This is a genomic window from Rothia halotolerans, from assembly GCF_004136635.1.
Classification (GTDB): Bacteria; Actinomycetota; Actinomycetes; order Actinomycetales; family Micrococcaceae; genus Rothia; species Rothia halotolerans.
Genome location: NZ_NOIU01000007.1, coordinates 10,506 through 32,831 on the forward strand (window position 1 = coordinate 10,506; position 22,326 = coordinate 32,831).

13 protein-coding genes and 1 rRNA gene are annotated in these 22,326 nt (G+C 71.6%); 4 read left to right on the top strand and 10 right to left on the bottom strand.

Annotation, left to right across the window (positions count from 1 at the left end; translation table 11 throughout):
• Nucleotides 1-185: 185 nt before the first annotated feature.
• A complete protein-coding gene (locus EWV39_RS13615; protein ID WP_238148373.1) occupies nucleotides 186-5,177 on the bottom strand; it encodes an NAD-glutamate dehydrogenase in 4,992 nt (1,663 codons plus the stop codon).
• Between the two features lie 316 nt (nucleotides 5,178-5,493).
• Between EWV39_RS13615 and EWV39_RS13620 the strand changes: the two genes are divergently transcribed.
• On the top strand, nucleotides 5,494-6,381 hold the full coding sequence (locus tag EWV39_RS13620) for a shikimate dehydrogenase (RefSeq protein ID WP_129661525.1): 888 nt from the start codon (nucleotides 5,494-5,496) through the stop codon (nucleotides 6,379-6,381).
• Nucleotides 6,382-6,443: 62 nt separating this feature from the next.
• A complete protein-coding gene (locus EWV39_RS13625) occupies nucleotides 6,444-8,399 on the top strand; it encodes a sugar phosphate isomerase/epimerase and 4-hydroxyphenylpyruvate domain-containing protein (RefSeq protein ID WP_129661528.1) in 1,956 nt (651 codons plus the stop codon).
• 142 nt (nucleotides 8,400-8,541) lie between these two features.
• Here EWV39_RS13625 and EWV39_RS13630 read toward each other — a convergent pair whose 3' ends face one another.
• The 6 genes from EWV39_RS13630 to EWV39_RS13655 form a co-directional block, all read right to left on the bottom strand.
• Complete coding sequence (locus EWV39_RS13630; protein ID WP_129661531.1) at nucleotides 8,542-9,960, bottom strand: MFS transporter; 1,419 nt, start codon at nucleotides 9,958-9,960, stop codon at nucleotides 8,542-8,544.
• 253 nt (nucleotides 9,961-10,213) lie between these two features.
• Nucleotides 10,214-11,521, bottom strand: a complete 1,308-nt coding sequence (locus tag EWV39_RS13635) for a hypothetical protein (protein ID WP_238148374.1) — start codon at nucleotides 11,519-11,521, stop codon at nucleotides 10,214-10,216.
• Between the two features lie 8 nt (nucleotides 11,522-11,529).
• A complete protein-coding gene (locus tag EWV39_RS13640; protein WP_129661535.1) occupies nucleotides 11,530-12,405 on the bottom strand; it encodes a glycosyltransferase family 2 protein in 876 nt (291 codons plus the stop codon).
• Nucleotides 12,402-13,043 carry a DUF2304 domain-containing protein gene (locus tag EWV39_RS13645; protein WP_129661538.1) on the bottom strand — a complete coding sequence of 214 codons (642 nt, stop codon included), beginning with the start codon at nucleotides 13,041-13,043 and terminating at the stop codon, nucleotides 12,402-12,404. Before EWV39_RS13645 ends, EWV39_RS13640 begins: the two co-directional genes overlap by 4 nt.
• A complete protein-coding gene (locus EWV39_RS13650) occupies nucleotides 13,040-13,795 on the bottom strand; it encodes a glycosyltransferase family 2 protein (RefSeq protein WP_238148375.1) in 756 nt (251 codons plus the stop codon). Before EWV39_RS13650 ends, EWV39_RS13645 begins: the two co-directional genes overlap by 4 nt.
• 32 nt (nucleotides 13,796-13,827) lie before the next feature.
• The gene (locus EWV39_RS13655; protein WP_129661542.1) at nucleotides 13,828-15,981 is read right to left on the bottom strand and encodes a DUF6541 family protein; all 2,154 of its coding nucleotides are present in this window, start codon (nucleotides 15,979-15,981) and stop codon (nucleotides 13,828-13,830) included.
• Nucleotides 15,982-16,183: 202 nt separating this feature from the next.
• Here EWV39_RS13655 and EWV39_RS13660 point away from each other — a divergent pair, with 202 nt between their 5' ends.
• Nucleotides 16,184-17,554, top strand: a complete 1,371-nt coding sequence (locus EWV39_RS13660) for an aspartate aminotransferase family protein (protein ID WP_129661545.1) — start codon at nucleotides 16,184-16,186, stop codon at nucleotides 17,552-17,554.
• Between the two features lie 101 nt (nucleotides 17,555-17,655).
• On the top strand, nucleotides 17,656-19,104 hold the full coding sequence (locus tag EWV39_RS13665) for an MFS transporter (RefSeq protein WP_129661548.1): 1,449 nt from the start codon (nucleotides 17,656-17,658) through the stop codon (nucleotides 19,102-19,104).
• Between the two features lie 129 nt (nucleotides 19,105-19,233).
• Here the strand turns inward: EWV39_RS13665 and EWV39_RS14270 are convergent, their stop codons facing one another.
• The 3 genes from EWV39_RS14270 to rrf form a co-directional block, all read right to left on the bottom strand.
• On the bottom strand, nucleotides 19,234-21,213 hold the full coding sequence (locus tag EWV39_RS14270) for a DUF6541 family protein (RefSeq protein WP_129661551.1): 1,980 nt from the start codon (nucleotides 21,211-21,213) through the stop codon (nucleotides 19,234-19,236).
• Between the two features lie 219 nt (nucleotides 21,214-21,432).
• On the bottom strand, nucleotides 21,433-21,903 hold the full coding sequence (locus EWV39_RS13675; RefSeq protein ID WP_129661554.1) for a GNAT family N-acetyltransferase: 471 nt from the start codon (nucleotides 21,901-21,903) through the stop codon (nucleotides 21,433-21,435).
• Between the two features lie 114 nt (nucleotides 21,904-22,017).
• A 5S ribosomal RNA gene (gene rrf, locus EWV39_RS13680) occupies nucleotides 22,018-22,135 on the bottom strand.
• Between the last annotated feature and the right edge of the window lie 191 nt (nucleotides 22,136-22,326).

Below are 22,326 nucleotides of genomic sequence, written 5' to 3' on the forward strand. Positions count from 1 at the left end.
TCAGCCGCCCGGCGCCGGCGCACGGGCCGGCAGGGCCCGGGGTGGCCCACCGGGCGACTCCCCCCAGCTTAGAGGTGATGCGGCTCCCATCCACAATGGAACGGCCGCATTCCCACCCCGGCCCGGCACAGCGGGCCGGGGTGAGAAGGGGCGGAGCCACGGGGCCCCGCGCCGCCGTCCCGCCCCTAGACCAGCCCGCGCAGCCCCCGGACCGCGACCGAGAGGGCCGAGAGCCTCGGCGCCTTGGACTCGTCCTGCAGCTCGGTGCGGACCTCGTCCATGAGCCGCTCGATGCGCTGCGAGTGCACCGGGTGCGAGTCCTCCCAGCGGGCCACGGTGCGGGCGGCGTCCTCGGCCGTCCGCGGCCGGGGGAGATCCCGCGCCGCGATGTCCTCGGTGACGCTGACCGTCAGGTCCGCGATCGTCTCGTACAGGTCCGAGCGCACGGAGGAGCGCGCCAGGGTCTCCCAGCGGTCGGTGCGCGGCAGCCGCGTGATCGCCCCGAGGATCGCGTCCACCTCGAACCGCTCGGAGAGCGCGTAGTAGATCAGTGCGGACTGCCGGAGGTCGCACTCGGCCTGCCCGTTGAGGCGGGCGATGTCCAGCAGCGGGTACACGTCCAGCAGCTGGGCCCAGTCCTTGGCCAGCCGCTCCGGGATGCCCCAGGAGCGCGCCGTCGCGAGCCGCTCCTGAAGCCGCTCGCGAGCGCCCTCGCCCAGCAGCTCGGGCACCTCCTCGGCCAGCTCCAGGGCCGGCGCGTACCGCTCGATCACGGCCTGGATCTGCAGCCCGCTCTCGGCCTCGTCCTGCATCTCGCCCTTCGCCAGGGACCCCTCGTTGATGAGCCAGCGCGTGCCCCGGTCCAGCAGCCGCTGGATCTCCCGGGCCACCGAGCGCCACGCGGCGGGGTCGATGTTCGCCGGCAGGGCGCGGTGCTGGGCCACCAGGTCGCGGATGCCGAACAGCTCGCGGGCGGCCAGGAAGGCGCTCGCGGCGGTCGACGCCGAGGCGCCGGTCTCCTCCACCACGCGGTAGGCGTAGGTGATGCCCGCCAGGTCCACCATCTCGTTGGCGACCCGGGTGCAGATGATCTCCCGACGCAGCGGGTGCCCGGCGAGCTCGTCGCCGAACCGCTCGGTCACGGCCGCCGGGAAGTACTCGTCGAGGATCTCCGCCAGCCACGGGTCCTTGCCGAAGCCGCCCTCCAGGAGGGAGTCCGTCAGGTCGATCTTCACGTAGGCCGTGAGCACCGCGAGCTCGGGCCCGGTGAGGCCCCAGCCCTCGGAGATCCGCTGCTCCAGCTGGTCGTCGCTGGGCAGGAACTCGATCTCCCGGTTCAGCCCGGCGTGCTCCTCCAGGTGGCGCATGAGCCGGGCGGCGGTGAAGTTGGTGGGCATGGTGCCCATCCGCTCCGCCTGCAGCAGCGAGTTCTGCTCCCGGTTGGTCTCCAGCACCAGGCGGGCGACGGCGTCGGTCTGCTCCTCGATGAACCCGGACCTCTCGCCGGCCTCCAGCAGACCGCGCTCCACGAAGTCGTCCACGAGGATCTTGATGTTGACCTCGCGGTCCGAGGTCTCCACGCCCGCCGAGTTGTCGATCGCGTCGGTGTTGATGATGACGCCGGCCCGCGCGGCCTCGATGCGGCCCCGCTGGGTGAGCCCCAGGTTGCCGCCCTCGCCCACGATCCTCGCCCGCAGGTCCTCGCCGTTGACGCGCAGGACGTCGTTGGTCTTGTCCCCGACCTGGCCGTTGGTCTCGCTCGAGGCCTTGACGTAGGTGCCGATGCCGCCGTTGTACAGCAGGTCCACCGGCGCCTTGAGGATCGCGGAGACCAGCTCCGGCGGGGAGAGCCGGGCCACGGAGTCGTCCAGGCCCAGGGCCCGGCGGATCTGGGGCGTCAGCTCGATGGACTTGTTCTTCCGGGAGAAGACCCCGCCGCCCTCCGAGATCAGCGAGCGGTCGTAGTCCTGCCATGAGGAGCGGGGCAGCTCGAAGAGCCGCTTCCGCTCGGTGAAGGAGGAGGCGGCGTCGGGCTCCGGGTCGATGAAGATGTCCCGGTGGTCGAAGGCGGCCACCAGGCGGGTGTGCTCGGAGAGCAGCATGCCGTTGCCGAAGACGTCGCCGGACATGTCCCCGATGCCCGCGGCGGTGAAGTCCTCGGCCTGGCAGTCGATGCCCAGCTCCGCGAAGTGGCGCTTGACCGACTCCCACGCGCCGCGGGCGGTGATGCCCATGGCCTTGTGGTCGTAGCCCACCGAGCCGCCCGAGGCGAAGGCGTCGCCCAGCCAGAAGCCGTACTCCTGGGAGATCGAGTTGGCCAGGTCGGAGAAGGCGGCCGTGCCCTTGTCCGCCGCGACCACCAGGTAGGTGTCCTCCCCGTCCAAGGCGACGACGCCGGAGGGACGGACCGCCCGCCGCTCGCCGTCCTCGACCACCAGGTTGTCCGTGACGTCCAGCAGCGAGCGGATGAACAGCGCGTAGGCCGCCCGTCCCTCCTCGAGCCAGGTCTCGCGGCTCACGGCCGGGTCCGGGAGCTGCTTGGGGTAGAAGCCGCCCTTGGCGCCGGTCGGGATGATCACCGAGTTCTTGACCATCTGCGCCTTGACCAGGCCCAGCACCTCGGTGCGGAAGTCCTCGCGGCGGTCGGACCAGCGCAGCCCGCCGCGCGCGACCTTGCCGAAGCGCAGGTGCGCGCCCTCCACGCGGGGCGAGTGGACCCACACTTCGTACTCGGGCCGGGGCAGCGGCGCCAGCGAGATGCCCTCCGGGAGGATCTTCAGCGCGATCGAGTCGCGGTCCTGGTAGGCGTTGGTGCGTACGGTCGCGGCGATGGCCTCGCTCAGGCTGCGCAGCATGCGGTCCGCGTCCAGCGTCGGGACCTCGTTGAGGACCTCCTGGATCCTGCCCGAGATCTCGGCGCGGCGCTCCTCGCGCGCCTCGACCCCGCCGGCGTGGCCGGGGGCCTCGGGGTCGAAGCTGGCCTGGAAGAGCTCGACCAGCAGGCTCGTGACCTCCGCGTGCTCCATCAGCGTGTCCGCCATGAAACCCTGGGAGAACCCGGAGCCCAGCTGCACGAGGTAGCGCACGTAGGCGCGCAGGATCATCACGGTCCGCCAGGACAGCGACACGGTGAGCACCAGGCGGTCCAGCAGGTCCGACTCCGCACGGCCGGCCAGCACGGCGCACAGGGCCTCCTCGTAGAGGCCGATCACGGCGTCGGGGTCGACGCCGGCGGGGAAGGTGACGCCGAAGTCGTAGAGCAGGTAGCTGCGCCCGTCCGCGGTGATCAGGTCGTAGGGCTTCTGGTCCACGACCGTCAGGCCCATGTTCTGCATGATCGGCAGCAGCGCCGTCAGGGTCTTGGGCTCGCGCAGGTAGGTCTTCAGCCGCAGCTCCCCCTCCAGCGCGGCGTTCGGCTGGTTCGGGTCGGCGGGGCGGTGCAGGCGCACGGCGGCCGGCCGGCGGGGGCCGGCCTCGGAGAGCTCCTCGAAGATCGCGGCGTCCTGGACCGCGGCCTCGATCTCGTAGTCGGCGCGGTAGGTCTTGGGCGCGGCGTCGGCCCAGCGGGCGGCGATCTCCGGCCCCAGCCGGGCCAGCGCGGCCTCGAGGGTCTCCGCCCAGGAGCGGGTGGTGTCCTGCAGGCGCTTCTCCAGGGCGCGGACGTCCAGCTCGGGCACCTGCTCGGGGTCGGTGAGGCGCATGCGGAAGAACAGCCGGGCCAGCGAGGAGACGGAGAGGCGGATCTCGAAGTCGATGGAGTCCAGGGCCAGCTGCTCCTTGAAGACCTGCTCGATCCTCTGGCGCACGCCGGTGTTGTAGCGGTCGCGCGGGAGGAAGACCACCGCGGAGAGGAAGCGGCCGAAGTCGTCGGGACGCAGGAACAGGCGGGTCCGGCGCCGCTCCTCCAGCCCCATGATCCCCGCGAAGGTCTCGGCGAGCGTCTCCTGGTCCGCCTGCAGCATCTCCAGGCGGGGGTAATCCTCGATCATGCCGGTGAGCTGCTTGTCCGAGTGGGAGCCCGGCTGGAAGCCCAGGCGGCTGCGGATCTCCCGGACCCGGTCCCGCATCAGCGGGGTCTCGGTCGCGGGCAGCGAGTAGGCCTGCAGGGAGAACAGGCCCAGGATCACGAACTCGCCGACCACCCGGCCCGACTCGTCGAAGTCGCGGACGCCGATGTAGTCCAGGTACTCGTGGCGGTGGATCGAGGAGCGCGAGTTCGCCTTGGTCACGTAGACGATCTTGGGGTCCAGCGCGTTGTCCCGCGAGCCCCCGGTGAGCAGGAAGGAACTGCCGTCGACGCCGTGGTGCCCCTCCCCGGCCGGCTGCTCGGCGAGGATGCCCAGGCTGGTCCCCGGGCGGTCGGAGAGGGTCATGCCCTCGGGACCCTCCCGCAGGTCGCGCTCCTTGTAGCCGAAGAACAGGAAGTTCTCCCGGGTGAGCCAGCTGAGGAACTCCTGGACCACCTGGGGGTAGCGGGCGGCGTCGGGCTTCTCCGAGGATCCCGGGGCCCGCTCCGGCAGGGGCAGGCCGCCCACGCGCTCGGCCAGGTCCATGACCTTCTCCCGCACGGCGGACTCGTCGCCGTTGGCGCGGGAGACGTCGCGCAGGATGCGGTCGATGGCCTCGGTGAGGTCCCGCGCCCGGCGCTCGTCCTCGCAGTGGGACAGCTCCACGGAGATCCAGGACTCGATGGCGGTGTCCCGGCCGATCCCGCCGCCGAGCGAGGGGAGGGCGGCGGTGTCGCCGCTGGCCACCGGCTGGCTGAGGTTGAGGCTCCGCACGGACTGCAGCTCCCCGGACCGCGCGTCGCGCTGGGCGAGGAAGATGGGGTGGAACAGGGACTTGGAGCCGCCGAAGTGGGCGGCGATCTCGGCGGTGATGGAGGAGACCAGGTAGGGCTTGTCGTCGGTGACCACCATGAGGATCCAGGCGCCCTCGTGCTGGACGACGCGGATGATCGACTCACCCCCCGTGCGGGTCCGGGCGATCTCGCGGTGCAGCTCGGCGCGCTCGCCGAGCTCCCGGCTCGAGTAGTCGGCCAGGTCCTCCACGCTCGAGTGCTGGAAGTACAGCTCCGTCCAGGAGTCGCGATCCCCGGCGGCTTGTTCCGAGGAGAGCTGGTAGACGCCTCCGCTGGTGGTGGAGGAGACCACTCCGGACTGGGAATTGATGGGCACGTTGCACTACCTTCCTTGCAGACTAGACACGTCGTTGTGACCGTCATGACCATCACCACCTTAGCTCCGTCGGCGGCTTTCTGCAGGCGAGCAGTGGAAAACTTTGTTTCCTCTCAGGAAACAGCCCCGAGGGGCCTCCGAGGCCCGCCGGGCGGGGTCGGGTTCGCTGGGCGCACAGGTGTGCGCAGCGCCACGTCGCCGGGACTAGAGTGACGTCCGGGACGGTCCTTCGCGGGACCGCCGGCGTCGTCGCCTCCCGCGGCGCCGCGCCGGCCGGAGACCCCCACCGCGCACCCGGAGCACACGAAGGAGAGCCATGAGCCGCCGCGGCGAGTCGTACCTGGTGGGACTGATCGGGGACGGCATCACCGCCTCCCTGACGCCCCCGCTGCACGAGGAGGAGGCGGACCACCACGGCCTGCGCTACCTCTACCGCCCCGTGGACCTCTCGCGGATCGGCGCCGGGCACGACGACGTGCCGGCCCTGATGCGCGCGGGCTTCGACCTCGGCTTCTCCGCCTTCAACATCACCCACCCCGCCAAGCAGATCGTCATCCCCCACCTCGACGCCGTGGCACCCGCCGCCGCGGAGCTGGGCGCGGTGAACACCGTCCTGTTCCGCGACGGCCGCACCGAGGGGCACAACACCGACCTGACGGGCTTCGCCTCCGCGCTGCGGGAGGGGCTGCCCGGGGCCGACCTCGGCGCCGTCGTCCAGCTGGGCGTGGGAGGGGCCGGTTCCGCCACGGCCCACGCGCTCCTCGCGGCGGGGGCATCCGAGCTGCGCCTCCACGACCTTGACCCCGGCCGCGCCGCGGCCCGCGCCGCCGAGCTGGGCGAGCGCTTCCCCGCCGCCCGGGTGGTGCCGCTGGCCCCCGCCGAGCTCCCGGAGGCCCTGAGCACCGCGGACGGCCTGGTCAACGCCTCCCCCATCGGCATGCACATCCATCCCGGCGCCCCGGTGGACCTGGAGCTGCTGCACCCGGGCCTGTGGGTCGCCGACATCATCTACCTCCCCCAGGAGACGGAGCTGATCCGCCGCGCCCGGGACCTCGGCTGCGCCGTGCTGCCGGGCGGGCACATGCTGGTCGGCCAGGCGGTGGACGCCTTCGAGCTCATCACCGGCATCCGGCCGGACCCCGTCCGCCTACGCCGCCACTTCGAGCGGCTGGTGGGCCTCCAGCAGGGCGTGGGCGCCGCGTAGGGCCGACGCCGGCCAGTCAGCCCCCCGTCATCTCACCCGCCGTCCCGTCCGGAAGGAACCCCATGAGAACCTCCATCGCCACCGTCTGCCTCTCCGGGACCCTCCGCCAGAAGCTCCGGGCCGCCGCGGCCGCGGGCTTCGACGGCGTCGAGATCTTCGAGCAGGACCTCGTCGTCGCGCCGGAGTCCCCCGAGCGGATCCGGGACTACGCCGCCGAGCTCGGCCTCACCCTGGACCTGTACCAGCCCTTCCGCGACGTCGAGGGCACCACCGAGGAGGAGTTCCGGGACTCCCTGCGCCGGGCCGAGGCCAAGTTCGCGCTCATGGGCCGGGTGGGCATGGACCTGATGCTGGTGTGCTCCAACGTGGGCACCGCGACCGTGGGCGAGGACGCCGTGATGGCCGAGCAGCTCGGCCGCCTGGCCGACGTCGCCGCCGGCTACGGCGTCCGGCTGGCCTACGAGGCGCTGGCCTGGGGCCGGTACGTGAACGACTTCGAGCACTCCTGGCGGCTCGTGGAGGCCGCCGACCGGCCCAACCTGGGCATCTGCCTCGACACCTTCCACATCCTCTCCCGCGGCTGGCCCACCGACGCCGTGGCCCGGATCCCCGGGGAGAAGGTCTTCTTCGTCCAGCTCGCCGACGCCCCGCTGATGTCCCTGGACGTGCTCTCCTGGTCCCGCCACTTCCGGGTCTTCCCCGGCGAGGGAGGGTTCGATCTCGAGGGCTTCATGGTGAGGCTGCTGGCCGGCGGGTACGCCGGGCCGCTCTCGCTGGAGGTCTTCAACGACTCCTTCCGCCAGACCAACGTCTACCGCACGGCCGTGGACGCCCTGCGCTCGCTGCGCTGGCTGCAGGACCGGACCGCGCGGGAGCTCGAGGGGACGGGCGCGGAGGACGCCGGCCGCGCCGCGGCGGAGGACGCCGTCGCCCGCCGCGCCGCCGCGCGCCTGGGCGAGCTGACCCGCCTGCCCGAGGCCGAGCCGCCGAACTCCATCACCTGGGCCGAGGTCCGGGGCCAGCGGACCGAGCAGGTCGAGGCGCTGCTGGACCACCTGGGCTTCAGCTACCGCGGCCGGCACGCGAGCAAGCCCGTGCAGCTGTGGGAGCAGGGCGGCGCGCGCGTGGTGATCAACGAGGAGCCCCGGGCCGCGGACGCCCCCAGCATCGCCTCGCTGGGGTTCGAGCTGCCCGACGCCGCCGCGGCCGCCGCCCGGGCGGACGCCCTGCGCGTGCCCGCCGTGCCGCGCCTGACCGGCCGGGGCGAGCAGGAGTTCGCCGCCTACCTCGCCCCCGACGGGACCGAGGTCTTCCTCTGCCCGCCGGAGGCCGACGGCGGGGCGCGCTGGATCGAGGAGTTCTCCGCCCCGGGCCGCGGCGGGCGGACCGCGGCGGGGGCCGCCGCACTGGGCGGGCTCGACGCCGTCGGGGACGCCGAGGAGCGGGCCGGCTCCGGGGGCGGTCCCGGCCTCATCACCGGCATCGACCACGTCAACCTCGCCCAGCCGCGGCACCACTACCCCGAGTCCGTGCTGTTCTTCCGGGCGGCGCTGGGCCTGCGGGTCCAGCCCTCCCAGGACGTCCCCGGCCCCACCGGCCTGGTCAGCTCGCAGGTGGTCCACAACAGCAGCGGGACGGTCCGGCTGCCGCTCAACGTCGCGCCGGACCTGCGGGTGGAGCCCGAGGTGGAGCATGTGGCCTTCGCGTGCGACGACGTCGTGAGCCTGGCCCGCCGGGTGCGCGCCTCGGGACTCCGGCCGCTGAGCGTCCCGGGCAACTACTACGACGACCTGCGCGCCCGTTTCGGGCTCGACGAGGGCTTCGTCGCCCGCCTCGCGGCGCTGGACCTGCTCTACGACCGGGACGAGCACGGCGAGTTCCTGCACTTCTACACGCAGACGGTCGGCAGCGTGTTCTTCGAGGTGGTGCAGCGCCTGGAGGGCTACGCCGGCTACGGGGCGCCCAACGCGCCGGTGCGGATGGCCAGCCAGTACACCCGCCGCACGGAGCTCGGCTGAGCCGATTCCACCGGGCCCCTCGGGGTCCCCGGCCACAGCGGCCCGCGCAGGCCGCCGCCCGGCGTCGCCCGGACGAGGCGAAGGCGGGCACCCGACGTCGGGTGCCCGCCTCGACGGACCGGATGCGCCGCGCGGCGCGGGGTCAGCTCTCCTCGGGGACCTTCACAGTCGTCGTCGCGCCGCCGCCCTCGCGCTTCTCCAGGCGGACGATCTCGAGGGCCTCGGTGCGGCCCATGTGCAGGCTGTCGATGGACTCCAGCGAGCGCTGCGCCGTCTCCTTGGCGGTGGCCGCGACGATCGCGACCCCCACCCCGACGAGCAGGACGAAGACCGCAGGGGCGATCCAGTTGCCCATGTCGGGACCATTCAGGGAGGCCGCGATGACCGGGACGAAGCCGCCGGAGACCGCGAAGCCGACCTGCGTGCCCAGCGCCAGCCCGGTGCTGCGGACCGGCGTCGGGAACATCTCGGCGTAGAAGGCCGGCCAGGTGGCGTTGGCCAGCGAGTAGAAGCCGCCGTGCATCAGGGCGCCGAAGACGAACAGCAGCGGGATGTTCTGCTCGGTCACCGCCCACAGGAACGGGAACATCGTGAGCCCGGAGAGCACCGCGCCGGCCATGAACACCGGCTTGCGGCCGATCCGGTCCGAGAGCACGGCCGCCAGCGGGATGGCCAGCAGCCCCACGGTGTTGGAGACCACCGGGACCAGCAGCATCGTGGAGCGCTCGATCCCGACGCCGTTGGTGGCGTAGGAGATCGCCCAGACGGTGAAGGCGACGTTGATCGTGTTGACCAGGGCGCACGCCGCGACCCGCAGGATCGCGGCCTTGTGGTAGCGGAAGGTGATGCCCAGCGGGGTGCTGCGGTCCAGCACCGACTCCTCGCGGCCCTGCTTCTCGAAGGCCGGCGGCTCCTCCAGCTTGCGCCGGATGATGTAGGCCGCGACCACCACGACCGCGGAGAGCCAGAACGGCACCCGCCAGCCCCAGCTGAGCAGCTGCTCCTCCGGGAGCGCGGCGAAGGGGATGAAGACCGCGGTGGCCAGGAGCGAGCCGAACTGGGTGCCCTGCAGGGTCCAGCTGGTGGTGAGGCTGCGGCGTCGGTCGTGGGAGTGCTCGAGCGACATCGAGATCGCCGAGGCCTGCTCCCCGGAGGCGGAGATGCCCTGCACCACGCGGCAGACGATCATCAGGATGGGCGCGAGCACGCCGACCTGCTCGTAGGTGGGGAGGCAGCCGATCGCGAAGGTCGCGCCGCCGATCAGGAACAGCGTCATCATCAGCACGAACTTCCGGCCGAGCCGGTCGCTGAGCGGGCCGAGGATCAGCGCGCCGAAGGGCCGGACGACGTAGGCGACGCCGACGACGCCCATCGACTTGAGGATGCCCGCGGCGGCGTCGTCCTCGGGGAAGAAGATGCGGTTCAGGACGATCGCGGCGGCGGTGCCGTAGACCGCGAAGTCGTAGTACTCCAGCGCGGAGCCGATCCAGCTGGCCAGCGCGGCGCGCCGCGGCGACTTCTGGGGCAGGGGCGCCTCGGCGGGCGCGGGGGAATCGCTCATGGGACGACCTTCGTTCGGGGCGGCGGGACCCCGGACGAGCGGCGGGCTCCCGCCGTCGGGATCCATGGTGCGCGCACGGCACGGATCCGGGGGATCCGGCCGAGTGCTCCGATCAGCGTACGAGTGATGCGGAACACACGGCGAACGAAGGTTCACATGCCGAACTCAGCCGGCCTGGTGCCGTCCGGGACGGCGTCGTGGGGAGGCCGAGACGGCCGCTATGACGCGAGGATCAGGGCCGGCGAGGAGCCCCTCAGGCCCGGCGCCTCATCACCAGCACCATCCCGGCCAGGTGCACGGCGAAGCCGACGGCCGGGCCCGCGTAGAGCGCGATCAGCGTCCGGGGGATCAGATCCAGGGGAAGGAACAGGAGCCCGAGGGCGGTCAGCGCGGCGACCACCCAGCCGGCGGTGTAGACGCGATGGGCGTTCAGGGCGAGCGTCGCCGTCCCCGAGAGCACGAGCAGGGCCATGACGGCGGAGCCGAAGGTGAGCAGGCCCAGCACGGGCCCGCTCATCATGCCGCTGTACTCGCTGTAGATCAGATCGTAGAGCCAGGGCCCGATGAGCCACGCCAGGAGGGCTCCCACCAGGCCCACCCCCAGCAGGACGAGGGCGGGCTTGGCCATGGCGGCGACCGGCCGGTGGCGCTGCTTGAGGAAAGCGGAGATCGCGACGCCCTGGAAGGCCTGCAGGGGGATCATGATCGGAGAGCGGGTCACGCCGATGGCGTAGACCAGGGCGCCCAGGGCTACGTCGTTCACCCCGTGCGTGACGGCCAGGACCACCGGGAAGCCGGTCATCAGCACGGCCGATCCGGCGGAGGACCCCATCGCGAAGAGGTAGTTCCTCGCCAGCCGGCCGGCCCCCACATCGGCCCGGGCGGCGAAGGCCTCCCACCCCCGGCGGGAGAGGAGCGCGAAGAGCACCCACACGATCACCGGGGAGACAGCGGCCGCCTCGAAGCCGCCGATGGAGGCCATGGAGAGCGCTACCACGGCCATCGCGGCGATCCGCCAGGCCGCCTCCCCTCCCCCGAGCCCGGCGAAGAGGTACCAGCGGCTGAGACCCGCCGCAGCGCCGCTCATGGCCGAGTGCATCGCGTAGAGGCCGACGCCGACGCAGAGCACGATGATCGCCCATGTGGTGCCCGTCGGAAGAAGGCCGGGAGCCCAGAGGAACGAGGAGAGCGCGACGAGGACCGCCACCACCACGCCGAAGCTCGCGGCGACGCCGGCGACGCGGGCACCGGTGCGGCTCCCTCCGGAGACGGCGGCGGGTGCGAGCGCTGCCGCCCCCACCGCCCGGGTCGTCTCCTGCTGGATGCCCGCCACGATCCCGTAGCAGCCGAAGAGCACCGCCCAGAAGACGCTCTGGAACTGGGTGGACTCCTGCGTCGTCAGGGACTTCGCGACGATCACGGTCACGCCGAAGGTCGAGGCCGCCGCGACCACCGAGGAGATCAGGATCCCCAGCGACTCCCGCTTGGTGATCCCCCGGCGCTCCGGGGAGACCTCGGACTCCCCCACGAGCGCCGGCTCCCCGCTCCCCGTATCGGTCACCGCCGCCCCTACTTGACCAGATGCGAGGCCAGGTTCCTGACCCCGTCCCAGTTCTTGATCTTCGCGGCCTTGGGCAGCAGGGTGGCCGCGTGCAGGCGCGAGGAGAGGTGCAGCTTCGCCACGGCGGCCGCCCTCTTCCAGCCCAGGGCGCCCATCTCCTCGGCCATCGTCTCGAAGAACCGGCGCTCCTCGTCGAAGCGGGTCCCGTCGAGCGCGCGCCAGGAGGAGTCGGAGGCCCGGTGGCGGCGGTAGAGGAAGGCCGCGGTCTCGTCGTAGAACAGGGCCCCGCCGGACATCGCCACGTCCATGACCAGGCACATGTCCTGCACGACGTCGAGCCCCTCGCGGAAGCCCAGGCCCACGATGGTCTCGGCGCGCCACCCCAGGGAGGGGAAGTACAGCCAGTCGCCGCGCAGGATCGAGACCGCCAGCTCCTCGCCCTTCAGCACGGTGGTCCCGTTGGGGCGGTAGAAGGCCTTGGTCTTCTCGACCAGCGTGTTGGATGGCGCGTTGTTCTCGTCGATCACGAAGACGCCGGGCTGGAAGATGCCGGCCTCGGGGTGCTCCTCGGCCGCCTGGACGAACCACTCCACGTAGTTGGGCATCATGACGTCGTCGGCGCCCATCACCACCACGAGGTCGTTCTCCACGAAGGTCAGGCACTTGCGGTAGTTGCCGTTGGCACCGAGGTTCTCCTCGTTGCGCAGGTAGGTCACCCGCTCGTCCTGCAGGGACTCGAACCAGCCGGGGATCGAGTCGTCGGGGTAGCCGTCGTCGACGACGATCAGGCGCCAGTCCCTGCTGGTCTGGCCCAGGACGGAGCGGACCGCCTGCTTCATGAGGGCGACGTCGCCGTAGTAGGGGAAGAGGATGTCAACGGTCATGGTTTCTCCGTCGGGTCGGGGCGGTCACGGGGGTCGGGGCGGTCGCGGCGGTCGTGCCGCTCGCCGGGGTCGGTCTCCGGCGCGGAGCCGGATGCGTCTGAGGCGGCCGGGGCCGGGTCGCGCGGGGACTCCGCGGAGCGGGGCGAGGCCTGGCCGCGCGGGGGATCCGCCGGGCGGGACGGGGACGGGCCGGCGTCGTCCCCCGGCCCCTCGGCCTCCGCGGGCTCCTCGTCCTCCCCCTCGGGGAGGGTGAGCCGGGGCAGCGAGGAGGTGGGGTTGCGGTCGCGGCTGATCCGCTCCAGCTGCCGGTCCAGCAGCGAGCGCTGGATGGCGGCCTCCTCCGCGAGCACGCGGGTCTCCCCCTCGAGCCGAGAGATCTCCAGGGAGAGGTGCAGGCAGACGCCGAGCAGCAGCAGGATCGAGATCAGGAAGAGCAGGTTCACCGGCGTCACGACGCCGACCACTCGCGCGAGCCAGTCCAGCAGCCGCGGGAAGAGCATCAGGATCACGATCACGACGCCGGTCAGCAGCCACAGCGCGGCGTACTTCTCGCGCAGCTTCAGGTTGCGCACCAGGCGGATCACCGAGAAGACGATGACCAGCCCGATGATCAGGAAGAAGACGGTGGAGACGGTCATTCCCTACCTCCCGGTTCCTCGGTGAGCGTGACGCGGCGGCGGGTCATCGAGAGCAGGAAGGAGAAGATGGACCGCACCAGGTAGATGGCCGCCTTGGCCGGGTTGTTGGAGGGCGTCCCCGCCTGCCGGGCCCGCATCTCCACGGGAACCTGGGTGACCGTGAGGCCCGCCCGCAGGGCCATGGCCAGCGAGTCGATGGTGTCCCCGAGGTACTCCGCGGGGAAGTACCGGCAGTACTGGGCGATGGCCCGTCGGTTGCCCGCCCGGAAGCCGCTGGTGACGTCGGTCAGCCGCGTCCCGGCGACGCGGGAGAACATGTTGGCCAGCAGGTTCATCGCCCACTTGCGGGGGCCGCTGGCCTTGTAGCTGCCGCGCTCGGCGAAGCGCGCGCCGATCGAGATGTCGGCGTGCTCCAGGCCCTGCAGGACGCGCTCGATGTCGCGCGGGTCGTGCTGCCCGTCGGCGTCGACCTGGATGGTCCTGTCGTAGCCCAGGCGGGCCGCGTACTTGTAGCCGGCGCGCATCGCCCCGCCCACGCCCATGTTGTAGGGCAGCTGCAGGACGTCGGCGCCGACCGCGCGGGCCGTGCGGGCCGTGCTGTCGGTGGAGCCGTCGTCGACCACGAGCAGGTCGTAGCCGGGCATGGTGGAGAGGAGCTCCCGGATGGTGGAGCCGATGACCTCCTCCTCATTCCACGCGGGCATGATGATGAGGCAGCTCAGCGCCGGGGACGCGTCGATCGAGTTCGCCATAGTGGTCCTAGCCTACCGTTCGGGGCTGGGGGCTACCGGCATGCGGTGACTTCGAGGAGCTTGGCATCGCCCGAGCCGTACACGGTCTCGGCGACGCCGTCCTCCTCGAGGTCCTGCAGGCCCTGGTATGCGCCCAGGTGGTAGCCGCCGTTGATCTCCTGGTCCCCGAAGTCGAGGACGTAGTACGCGTCGAGGTCCTCCACGACGTCGCACACCCGGGGATCGGTGGCGGCCCGGTTGAGGTAGCCGTCCAGGACGTCGTCCTCGGCGGTCTTGGTGTAGAGGGTGTGGTGTGCGGTGACCTCGCGGTCGGCCAGCGCGTAGGCGAGCGAGCCGCCGGTCCAGGGGTTGACCACCACGGTCGCGTCCTCCGGCACGTGGTCGTCGAGGTTCTCCAGGACGTCGAGCTCGTCCGCGTCCACCAGCGGGGCGTCCTCGCCGGGGTAGTACGTCCAGTAGGCGTTGTCCATCATGACGCTGATCGGCCGGGAGAACTGGGTCGCGCCGACGGCCAGCACCAGAGCGACCACGCCGAGGCCGAGCGCGACGCGGCCGCTGCGCGCGCCCCGGGTCCACGGCTCCCGCGCCCCGCCCAGGCGCCGGGCGGGCCGCGAGTCGAGGATCGCCTGGGAGACCCACTGCACCCCGAGTACTGCCAGCGGGATCGCCGCGAGCGGCACCAGGGCGGCGAGGCGGTAGGGGTCGTTGTACCAGACCCCGGTCACCCACATCCGGTCCTGGTCCCAGTCCAGGTAGCGCACCGCGACGTAGAAGTAGACCACGACGCCGAAGGTCAGCAGCGCCCACAGGCTCCGCCGGGTGGCGAGCACCGCGGCGATCCCCAGGAAGACGAGGATCGAGACCGCCCACTGCGCGGGGGTGAGGCTCAGCGGGCTGTTGAGCAGCGCCTCCCCGAAGGCCTGGCTGTCGCTCGCGGCCGGCTCCCAGGTGGCGGCGCCCTCCTCGGGGCGGACGATCCCCCACAGGATCCACACCGCGCCCACCAGCGCGGCCGCCAGGACCGCCTGCACCACGCCGAGCCACACCGCGACGTTGCCGCGGACCGCGGCCCAGATCTGCAGCGCTCCCCGGATCACGATGATCGGCAGCGCCATGACCAGCAGGGACATCAGCGCGTTGGGGTGCGCGAGCGCGATCCCCAGCGCCGCCGGCACCCCGATCAGCACCGCCTGCGCCGTGCTGAGGCGCCGTGCCCCGCCCACACGGAAGAGGTTGAGCGCGACGCCGAGCCCCGCCGGCACCAGCGCCAGCCCCAGGAAGTTGGGGTACAGCACGCCGAAGAAGATCAGCAGCAGCGGGAACGCGCTGAAGCCGGCCAGCACGGCCGCGGAGACCAGCACGGTGGGCAGGTTGAAGCGCATCGTCGAGCGCAGGAGGAAGAGGATGCTGAGCGGCCAGACCACCGCGCCCACCACGAGGATCATGGCGTTGGTGGCCTCGGGGACCGTGCTCGCTCCGGGTCCGTTGAACAGCAGGGCGACGACGTCGTGCCAGGCCGCCGGGTAGAACGTGGCCGGGGTGCCGCCGGAGGTCATCTCGGAGACGCTCAGCGAGGAGCCGTTCCCGGTCTCCGCGATGTAGCGCACCGCGTTGAGGTGGAAGTTGTTGTCGAAGGTCTGCGAGAACCAGCCCGGCGCGCCCACCGCGTTGGTCAGCTGCCGCAGCATCATCGCGGCGGCCAGGACCAGGGCGACCCAGTAGGCGCCCTGCTCCCGGGAGAACCAGCGGGAGGGCGGCAGCGGGCCGGCGGCCGGGGAGCCCGCGGAGGGGGTCCCGGCGTCGTCGGCGAGGTCCCCGTCCGTCCGGCGCTCCCGAGCCGTCGCGCCCCCGCGGCGGGAGACGGCCTCGGCGGCCACGGGCCTGCCCGGCGGGGCGGCACGCGGCACGGGGAAGTCGGCGAGGCCCCAGCGGCGCAGGGCCCACGCGATCAGGCCGGCGACCACCGCCGTGACCGCGCCCGCCGCCAGCGGGACCCACCAGGACCAGCGGATCCCGAGCATCGGCGCCGCGATCGCGGAGACCGCGACGAGGGCGATGGAGACGGCGGGAGCCAGCGCGACGGCGTCGAACCCGCGCACCCGCACCGAGAGCGTCACCAGGCCGCCGGGGACCAGGAGGAGCAGGAGGCACCACGCCATCGGGAGCGCGAGGGTCAGCCATTCCATGTCTACAGGGACTCCGATCGTCGGGGGTCTTCGGCGGGGTCTCGGACCAAACCGTCCCAATTGTAGTGCCCGTTCTCGAACGTTCCCTCACAACCGGGCTCACCCGGGGCGGCCCCGGAGTAGTCTGGTGTGCACGGCGGGCCGCGGGGATCCGGGTCCCGCCGGACGAGCTTCTCACACGCGGCGGAAGGGACGGGGCGCCATGAGCACCACCGGGACGGGGACCGAGGTCAGCGCGGAGCTGCTGGAGGAGGGGCGGCGCGCGTACGCGCTGGACCGGGAGCACGTCTTCCACTCGTGGGTCGCCCAGGGCGGGTTCGAGCCGATGGTGATCACCCGCTCCGAGGGCTCCCACGTGTGGGACGGGCAGGGCCGCCGGCTGATCGACTTCTCCTCGCAGATGGTCAACACCAACATCGGCCACCAGCACCCCAAGGTCGTGGAGGCCATCGCCGAGCAGGCCCGGAAGATGTGCACCATCGCCCCGGCCCACGCGAACCCGGCCCGCTCGGAGGCCGCCCGGCTGATCGCGGAGCTGACGCCCGGGGACCTGGACCACGTCTTCTTCACCAACGCCGGCGCCGACGCCGTGGAGCACGCCGTGCGCATGGCCCGCCTGCACACCGGCCGCCGTAAGGTCCTCTCCGCCTACCGCAGCTACCACGGCGGCACGGACCTGGCGATCAACCTCACCGGGGACCCCCGCCGGTTCGCCAACGACCACGGCGACGCCGGCGTCGTCCGCTTCATGCCCGCCTACCCCTACCGCTCCTACTTCGGCTCCGCCACGGCGGAGGAGGAGACCGAGCGGGCCCTGCGGCACCTGGAGGACACGATCCTGCTGGAGGGCCCGGAGACCCTCGCGGCGCTGATCCTCGAGTCGATCCCGGGCACCGCGGGGATCTACGTGCCCCCGCCCGGGTACATGGCGGGCGTGCGCGAGCTGACCCGGAAGTACGGCATCGTGTACATCGCCGACGAGGTGATGGCGGGATTCGGCCGCTCGGGCCGGTGGTTCTCGGTGGACCACTGGGACGTCGAGCCGGACCTGATGACCTTCGCCAAGGGGGTCACCTCGGGGTACGTGCCGCTGGGCGGCGTCGCCATCTCGGATGCGGTCTACGAGACGTTCAGGGACCGGCCCTACCCGGGCGGGCTGACGTACTCGGGGCACCCGCTGGCCTGCGGGGCCGCCGTGGCGACGATCAACGCCATGAGGGACGAGGGCATGGTCGAGCACGCGGCCTGGCTGGGCGAGAACGTCCTCGGCCCGGGACTGGCTGAGATCGCGCAGCGGCACCGTTCGGTGGGCGAGACGCGCGGGCTGGGCTGCTTCTGGGCGGTGGAGCTGGTGAAGGACCGGGAGACCCGGGAGCCGCTGGCCCCCTACGGCGGCTCCTCGGCGGCCATGAACGAGGTGGTCGCGGAGCTGAAGTCCCGCGGGGTGCTCCCGTTCGCCAACTACAACCGGATCCACGTGGTCCCGCCGCTGAACATCGAGGAGGCGGAGGCCCGCCGCGGGCTGGAGATCCTCGACGCCGCCCTGGAGGTCGCGGACCGGCACGCCGGCTGAATCCGCTTCCGGCCCTCTTGTAGGCCCTCCTCCGCCGGAGTTAGCCTCATCACACGGATGTTCTTCCGGGAAGATCGAGTCGAGAGCCGTCAGGAGTCGCGATGTCGCGCACCGAGTTGAAGACCATCACCACCGACATCCCGGCCCGCCTGGACCGGCTGCCCTGGTCACGATGGCACCTGCGCATCCTGATCGGCCTGGGGACCGTGTGGATCCTCGACGGCCTCGAGGTGACGATCGTCGGCAACGTCACCACCCGGCTGTCGGAGCCGGGCAGCGGCATCGCCATCACCGACGCCCAGGCCTCTGGTACGGGTGCGGCGCTCTACGTCCTGGGAGCCTGTCTGGGCGCGCTGTTCTTCGGCTACCTGACGGACCGGCTGGGGCGGAAGAAGCTGTTCATGATCACGCTGGCCGTCTACCTGGTGGCGACGGCGTGCACCGGCCTCGCCACGGAGGCCTGGATGTTCTTCATCTTCCGGTTCCTGACCGGCGCGGGCATCGGCGGCGAGTACGCGGCGATCAACTCCGCCGTCGACGAGCTCATCCCCGCCCAGCACCGGGGCCGCATCGACATCATCATCAACGGGACGTTCTGGCTCGGCGCCGTGGGCGGCTCGCTGCTGTCGATCCCGGCCCTGAACACCGCCCTCTTCCCCGTGGACATCGGCTGGCGGCTGACCTTCGGGCTGGGCCTGGTCCTGGGCCTGGTCATCCTGCTGGTGCGCCGGGCCGTCCCGGAGAGCCCGCGATGGCTCTTCATCCACGGCCGGGAGGAGGAGGCCGAGCGCATCGTGAGCGGGATCGAGCAGACCGTCCAGCGGGAGACGGGCAAGGACCTGGAGCCCGCGGAGGGATCCATCACGATCCGGCAGCGGCACTCCATCGGCTTCGGAGAGATCGCCGGCACCATGTTCCGCTCCTACCCCAAGCGCGCGGTCCTGGGCTTCTCCCTGTTCATCGGCCAGGCGTTCCTCTACAACTCGATCACCTTCGGCTACGCGACGATCCTCGCGACCTTCTTCGACGTCCCCTCCGGCAGCACGGGGTACTACTACGCCGTCATCGCGGCGGGGAACTTCATCGGGCCCCTGGTGCTCTCGCGCTTCTTCGACACCTGGGGACGGCGGCCGATGATCGCCGGGACCTACGTGCTCTCCGGGGCGATCCTGCTGGGTACGGCGTGGATCTTCAACGCCGGTCTGCTCACGGCCACGACGCTGACGGCGTGCTGGTGCGTGGCGCTGTTCTTCGCCTCGGCGGGGGCGAGCTCGGCGTACCTGACGGTCTCCGAGGTCTTCCCCATGGAGACCCGGGCGCTGGCCATCGCCTTCTTCTACGCGATCGGCACCGCCGCCGGCGGCATCAGCGGGCCCCTGCTGTTCGCCAAGATGGTCGAGACCGGGGACCCCTTCGACACCGCGCTGGCCTTCACCATCGGCGCGCTGCTGATGCTGGCGGCGGGCGTCATCGCGTTCTTCCTCGGGGTGCGCGCGGAGCGGAAGTCGCTGGAGGACGTGGCCGCCCCGCTGACCAGCCAGCAGGAGTGAGGCCGCTCGGCGCCGGGCCCCGCGAGGAGCCCAGGCCCGAGGAGGCGCCCGGCATAGCGCAAGCTTCCTTCCCGGCTTGGAGCGCCGTAGGACGCCTCCCGGCCTAGAGCACGGCGGGAGGCGTCCCGGCTAGAGCGCCGCGGGGGCCTCCTCGGAGCAGGCCGTAACGCGCAGCAGCTTGGCCTCGCCCACCTGCTGGACGGTCTGTGCGACGCCGGCCTCCTCCAGCCCCAGGAGGCCTCCGTAGACGCCGGTGTGCGTCACGTAGTTCATCTCCTGGGTCCCGAAGTCCAGCACGTAGTACGCGTCGTTCTCCCGCACGTCCTCGCACACCTGGGGATCGGCGTAGGCCTCGTCGAGGTGATGCACCAGGTAGTCGATCTGCGGCGGCCGGGTCTCGAGCAGATGGTAGGAGCTGGGGTGCCGGCCCGTCAGGGCGTACGTGAGCGCCCCGCCGGTCCAGGGGTTGACCAGCACCGTGTCCTCGGGCGGCACCAGGTCCGGGATGCTCTCGATGACGGCCAGCTCGTCGGTGGTGAGCAGCTCGGAGTCGTCCGTGATCTCGAAGCGGTCCCGGGCCCCCTGCACCCCTTCGCCCATGGAGCGGGACCCGAGCGCGGGCACCGTCAGGAGGGCCGCGCAGCCGACGGCGATGAGAGGCTTCCACAGCTCGGCCCGGGGCCCGCGGCGCAGCCCGAAGCGGGCCGTGACCAACCGGACGAGCTCGCCGACGGCCAGCCCGATCATCGGGATGGCCAGGACCGGGTAGAGGGCGGTGATCCGGTACGGATCGTTGTACCAGACGCCGGTGAGGGCGTCCCGCATCTCCCAGGGCCACGAGGCGACGGCGACGTACAGGACCGTCAGGAGGGCGTAGCCCAGGACCAGCCACACGTGCTTGCGGAGGGCGAGGAGCACGATCGCGCTGAGCACGATGGCTGTCACGCTGAAGACGGAGACCGAGTAGCCCACCGGGGCGGTGCCGAGGGCCCGGAGGACGGCCTCGCCCGCCGGGATCTGGGGCAGGTCGCGGGGCTTGACGGTGGTCGGCCGCAGGACGGCCCAGAGGAGCGGCACCGCTGCGAGGGTCGCGGCGAAGAGCACGAGCTCGAGGACCAGGTGCCGGACGGGCCCCCGGCCGGGCGCGGACGCGGACTTACCGCCCCGGCGTCGGACCAGCTGCACGATCAGCCAGACCACTCGCGCCAGGACCGCCGGGACGGCGAGGGCCACCAAGGAGATCACGGTGTTGGGGTGGCCCAGCGCCGTCCCTCCGGCGGCCAGGATCCCCAGGACGACGCCCTGTCCCCGGGTGACCCCGGCCGTGGACCCTCCGCGCAGCACCCACACGATGAGCCCCAGCGCGGCGGGCAGTACGGCCATGCCGAGGAGGTTGGAGTAGAGCACCCCGTTCTGGAGCAGCAGGGTGGGGAAGACCGCGAACCCGCCCGAGAGGGCGGCCGCCACGAGCCACGAGTACCTGTTGGGGCTCAGGGACCGCATGAGGAACAGGATGCTCGCGGGCCAGGCCAGGGCGACGACGACGATCGTGACCACGTTGGTGGCCTCGGGAATGCTGACGCCGGAGGTCTCGACGAGGAGGGAGGCGAAGGCGTGCCAGGTGGAGGGGTAGTAGAAGCCCGGCTCGCCGCCCGAGTTGAGCGTGCCGACGAACAGCGGGGAGGCGTTGCCCTCGTCCACGATGTACCGGACGGCGTTGAGGTGGAAGGTGTTGTCGAAGGTCTGGGAGATGCTGGAGAGCGTTCCGATGGCCCGGACCGACTGGACGACGCCGATCACCGCGCCGATCCCCAGGCCCAGCCAGGCGATCCAGTCCCGGTGACGGGCGCCCCCCGCCTCGATGCCATGACGGCTGCGGAAGGGCAGGAGCAGCAGGAGCGCCGCGAAGACGACGCCGACCGCGAAGGGGACCCACCAGGACCAAGGGATCCTCAGAAACCCCGCCAGGAGGGCGCCGACCCCCGTCGCGAAGACGGAGAGCGCGGGCGCCAGGGCCAGCACGTCGAAGGTGCGGAGCCTGGCGGCGGCGGCCATGAGCCCGCCCGGGATCAGGAAGCAGAGGAGGCACATCAGGAAGGCGAAGACCATGTGAAGCGCTCCTCGGGATCGTCACGGACGGGTTCACCGGCCGGGAGGGAGGAGCCTCGGCCGGGGAATCCGCTGGGGAAGCGGGGACACCGCCTCGGGCTGCCGACGCAGGGCGGCCGGAGAGGCTCCCCGCTCAGCTCTGCCGACCCGCGCCTCGAGAGCACGGACCGGCCTCCCTCAATATACCCAGAGGATCCTGGGTGCCCGGTCGGAGTCAGTTCACGACGTCGCAGTGGCGCCCGGCCGCACCATGGGGATATGGGGGATCCCGGCCTCCTCGTAGACCTCTCCCGCTGTGACGAATCCGAAACGGCCGTACCACTCTTCCAGGTGGGCCTGGGCGTGCAGCTCGAGGGTGAAGTCCCGATGGTCCTGGAGCGCGGCGTCGAGCAGCCGGCCCGCCAGCCCCTTCCCCCGATGCGGCCGGGCGGTGGCCACCCTCCCGACAGCTCGGGACCCGTCCTCCTCGCACAGCACCCTCAGGGTGGCGACGGGGAGCCCGTCCTGCTCTATCCAGTAGATCAGCGTTCCGGGCTCGAGCTCCCTGCCGTCGAGATCCTCCTCCTCGGTGATCCCCTGCTCCATCGTGTACACGGCATAGCGGAGGCGGGCGACGCCGTAGGCGATGGCCGGGGCGACGTCGTTCCAGTGCCCTCGATGGACAGTCGGCTGCTGTTCCGAAGACTCCATGGTGCTCCCCTTCTATCCATCGACCAGAACGCCCGCTGCTGGAGAGAGCGACGCCGGCGGGTTAAACGAAGAAGGGGCGGATCCATTGCTGGATCCGCCCCTTCATGAAGAATAATTCGGCAGCGACCTACTCTCCCACACACCTTCCGGGTGCAGTACCATCGGCGCACAGAGCCTTAACGACCGGGTTCGGAATGGGACCGGGTGTACCCCTCTGGCTATTGCCACCGAAAACCTTGAGCTCAGCACCGAGATGCTGGCAAAACTCGTCGTTTTCGACCTTTTCTATTATACATGGTCCTCCAGGGATCCGCCACTCTGGGCGGATCGACCCGAAGACCAAGATTATTTTCGGCGGTGTCCTACTCTCCCACACACCTCACGGGTGCAGTACCATCGGCGCACAGAGCCTTAACGACCGGG

Bases quoted from the DNA above. Each gene is read 5' to 3' on its own strand.
- EWV39_RS13665 (WP_129661548.1), top strand. From the start codon at position 17,656: ATGTCGCGCACCGAGTTGAAGACCATCACCACCGACATCCCGGCCCGC.
- EWV39_RS13640 (WP_129661535.1), bottom strand. From the start codon at position 12,405: ATGACCGTTGACATCCTCTTCCCCTACTACGGCGACGTCGCCCTCATG.
- EWV39_RS13660 (WP_129661545.1), top strand. From the start codon at position 16,184: ATGAGCACCACCGGGACGGGGACCGAGGTCAGCGCGGAGCTGCTGGAG.
- EWV39_RS13630 (WP_129661531.1), bottom strand. From the start codon at position 9,960: ATGAGCGATTCCCCCGCGCCCGCCGAGGCGCCCCTGCCCCAGAAGTCG.
- EWV39_RS13655 (WP_129661542.1), bottom strand. From the start codon at position 15,981: ATGGAATGGCTGACCCTCGCGCTCCCGATGGCGTGGTGCCTCCTGCTC.
- EWV39_RS13675 (WP_129661554.1), bottom strand. From the start codon at position 21,903: ATGGAGTCTTCGGAACAGCAGCCGACTGTCCATCGAGGGCACTGGAAC.
- EWV39_RS13620 (WP_129661525.1), top strand. From the start codon at position 5,494: ATGAGCCGCCGCGGCGAGTCGTACCTGGTGGGACTGATCGGGGACGGC.
- EWV39_RS13625 (WP_129661528.1), top strand. From the start codon at position 6,444: ATGAGAACCTCCATCGCCACCGTCTGCCTCTCCGGGACCCTCCGCCAG.
- EWV39_RS14270 (WP_129661551.1), bottom strand. From the start codon at position 21,213: ATGGTCTTCGCCTTCCTGATGTGCCTCCTCTGCTTCCTGATCCCGGGC.
- EWV39_RS13650 (WP_238148375.1), bottom strand. From the start codon at position 13,795: ATGGCGAACTCGATCGACGCGTCCCCGGCGCTGAGCTGCCTCATCATC.
- EWV39_RS13645 (WP_129661538.1), bottom strand. From the start codon at position 13,043: ATGACCGTCTCCACCGTCTTCTTCCTGATCATCGGGCTGGTCATCGTC.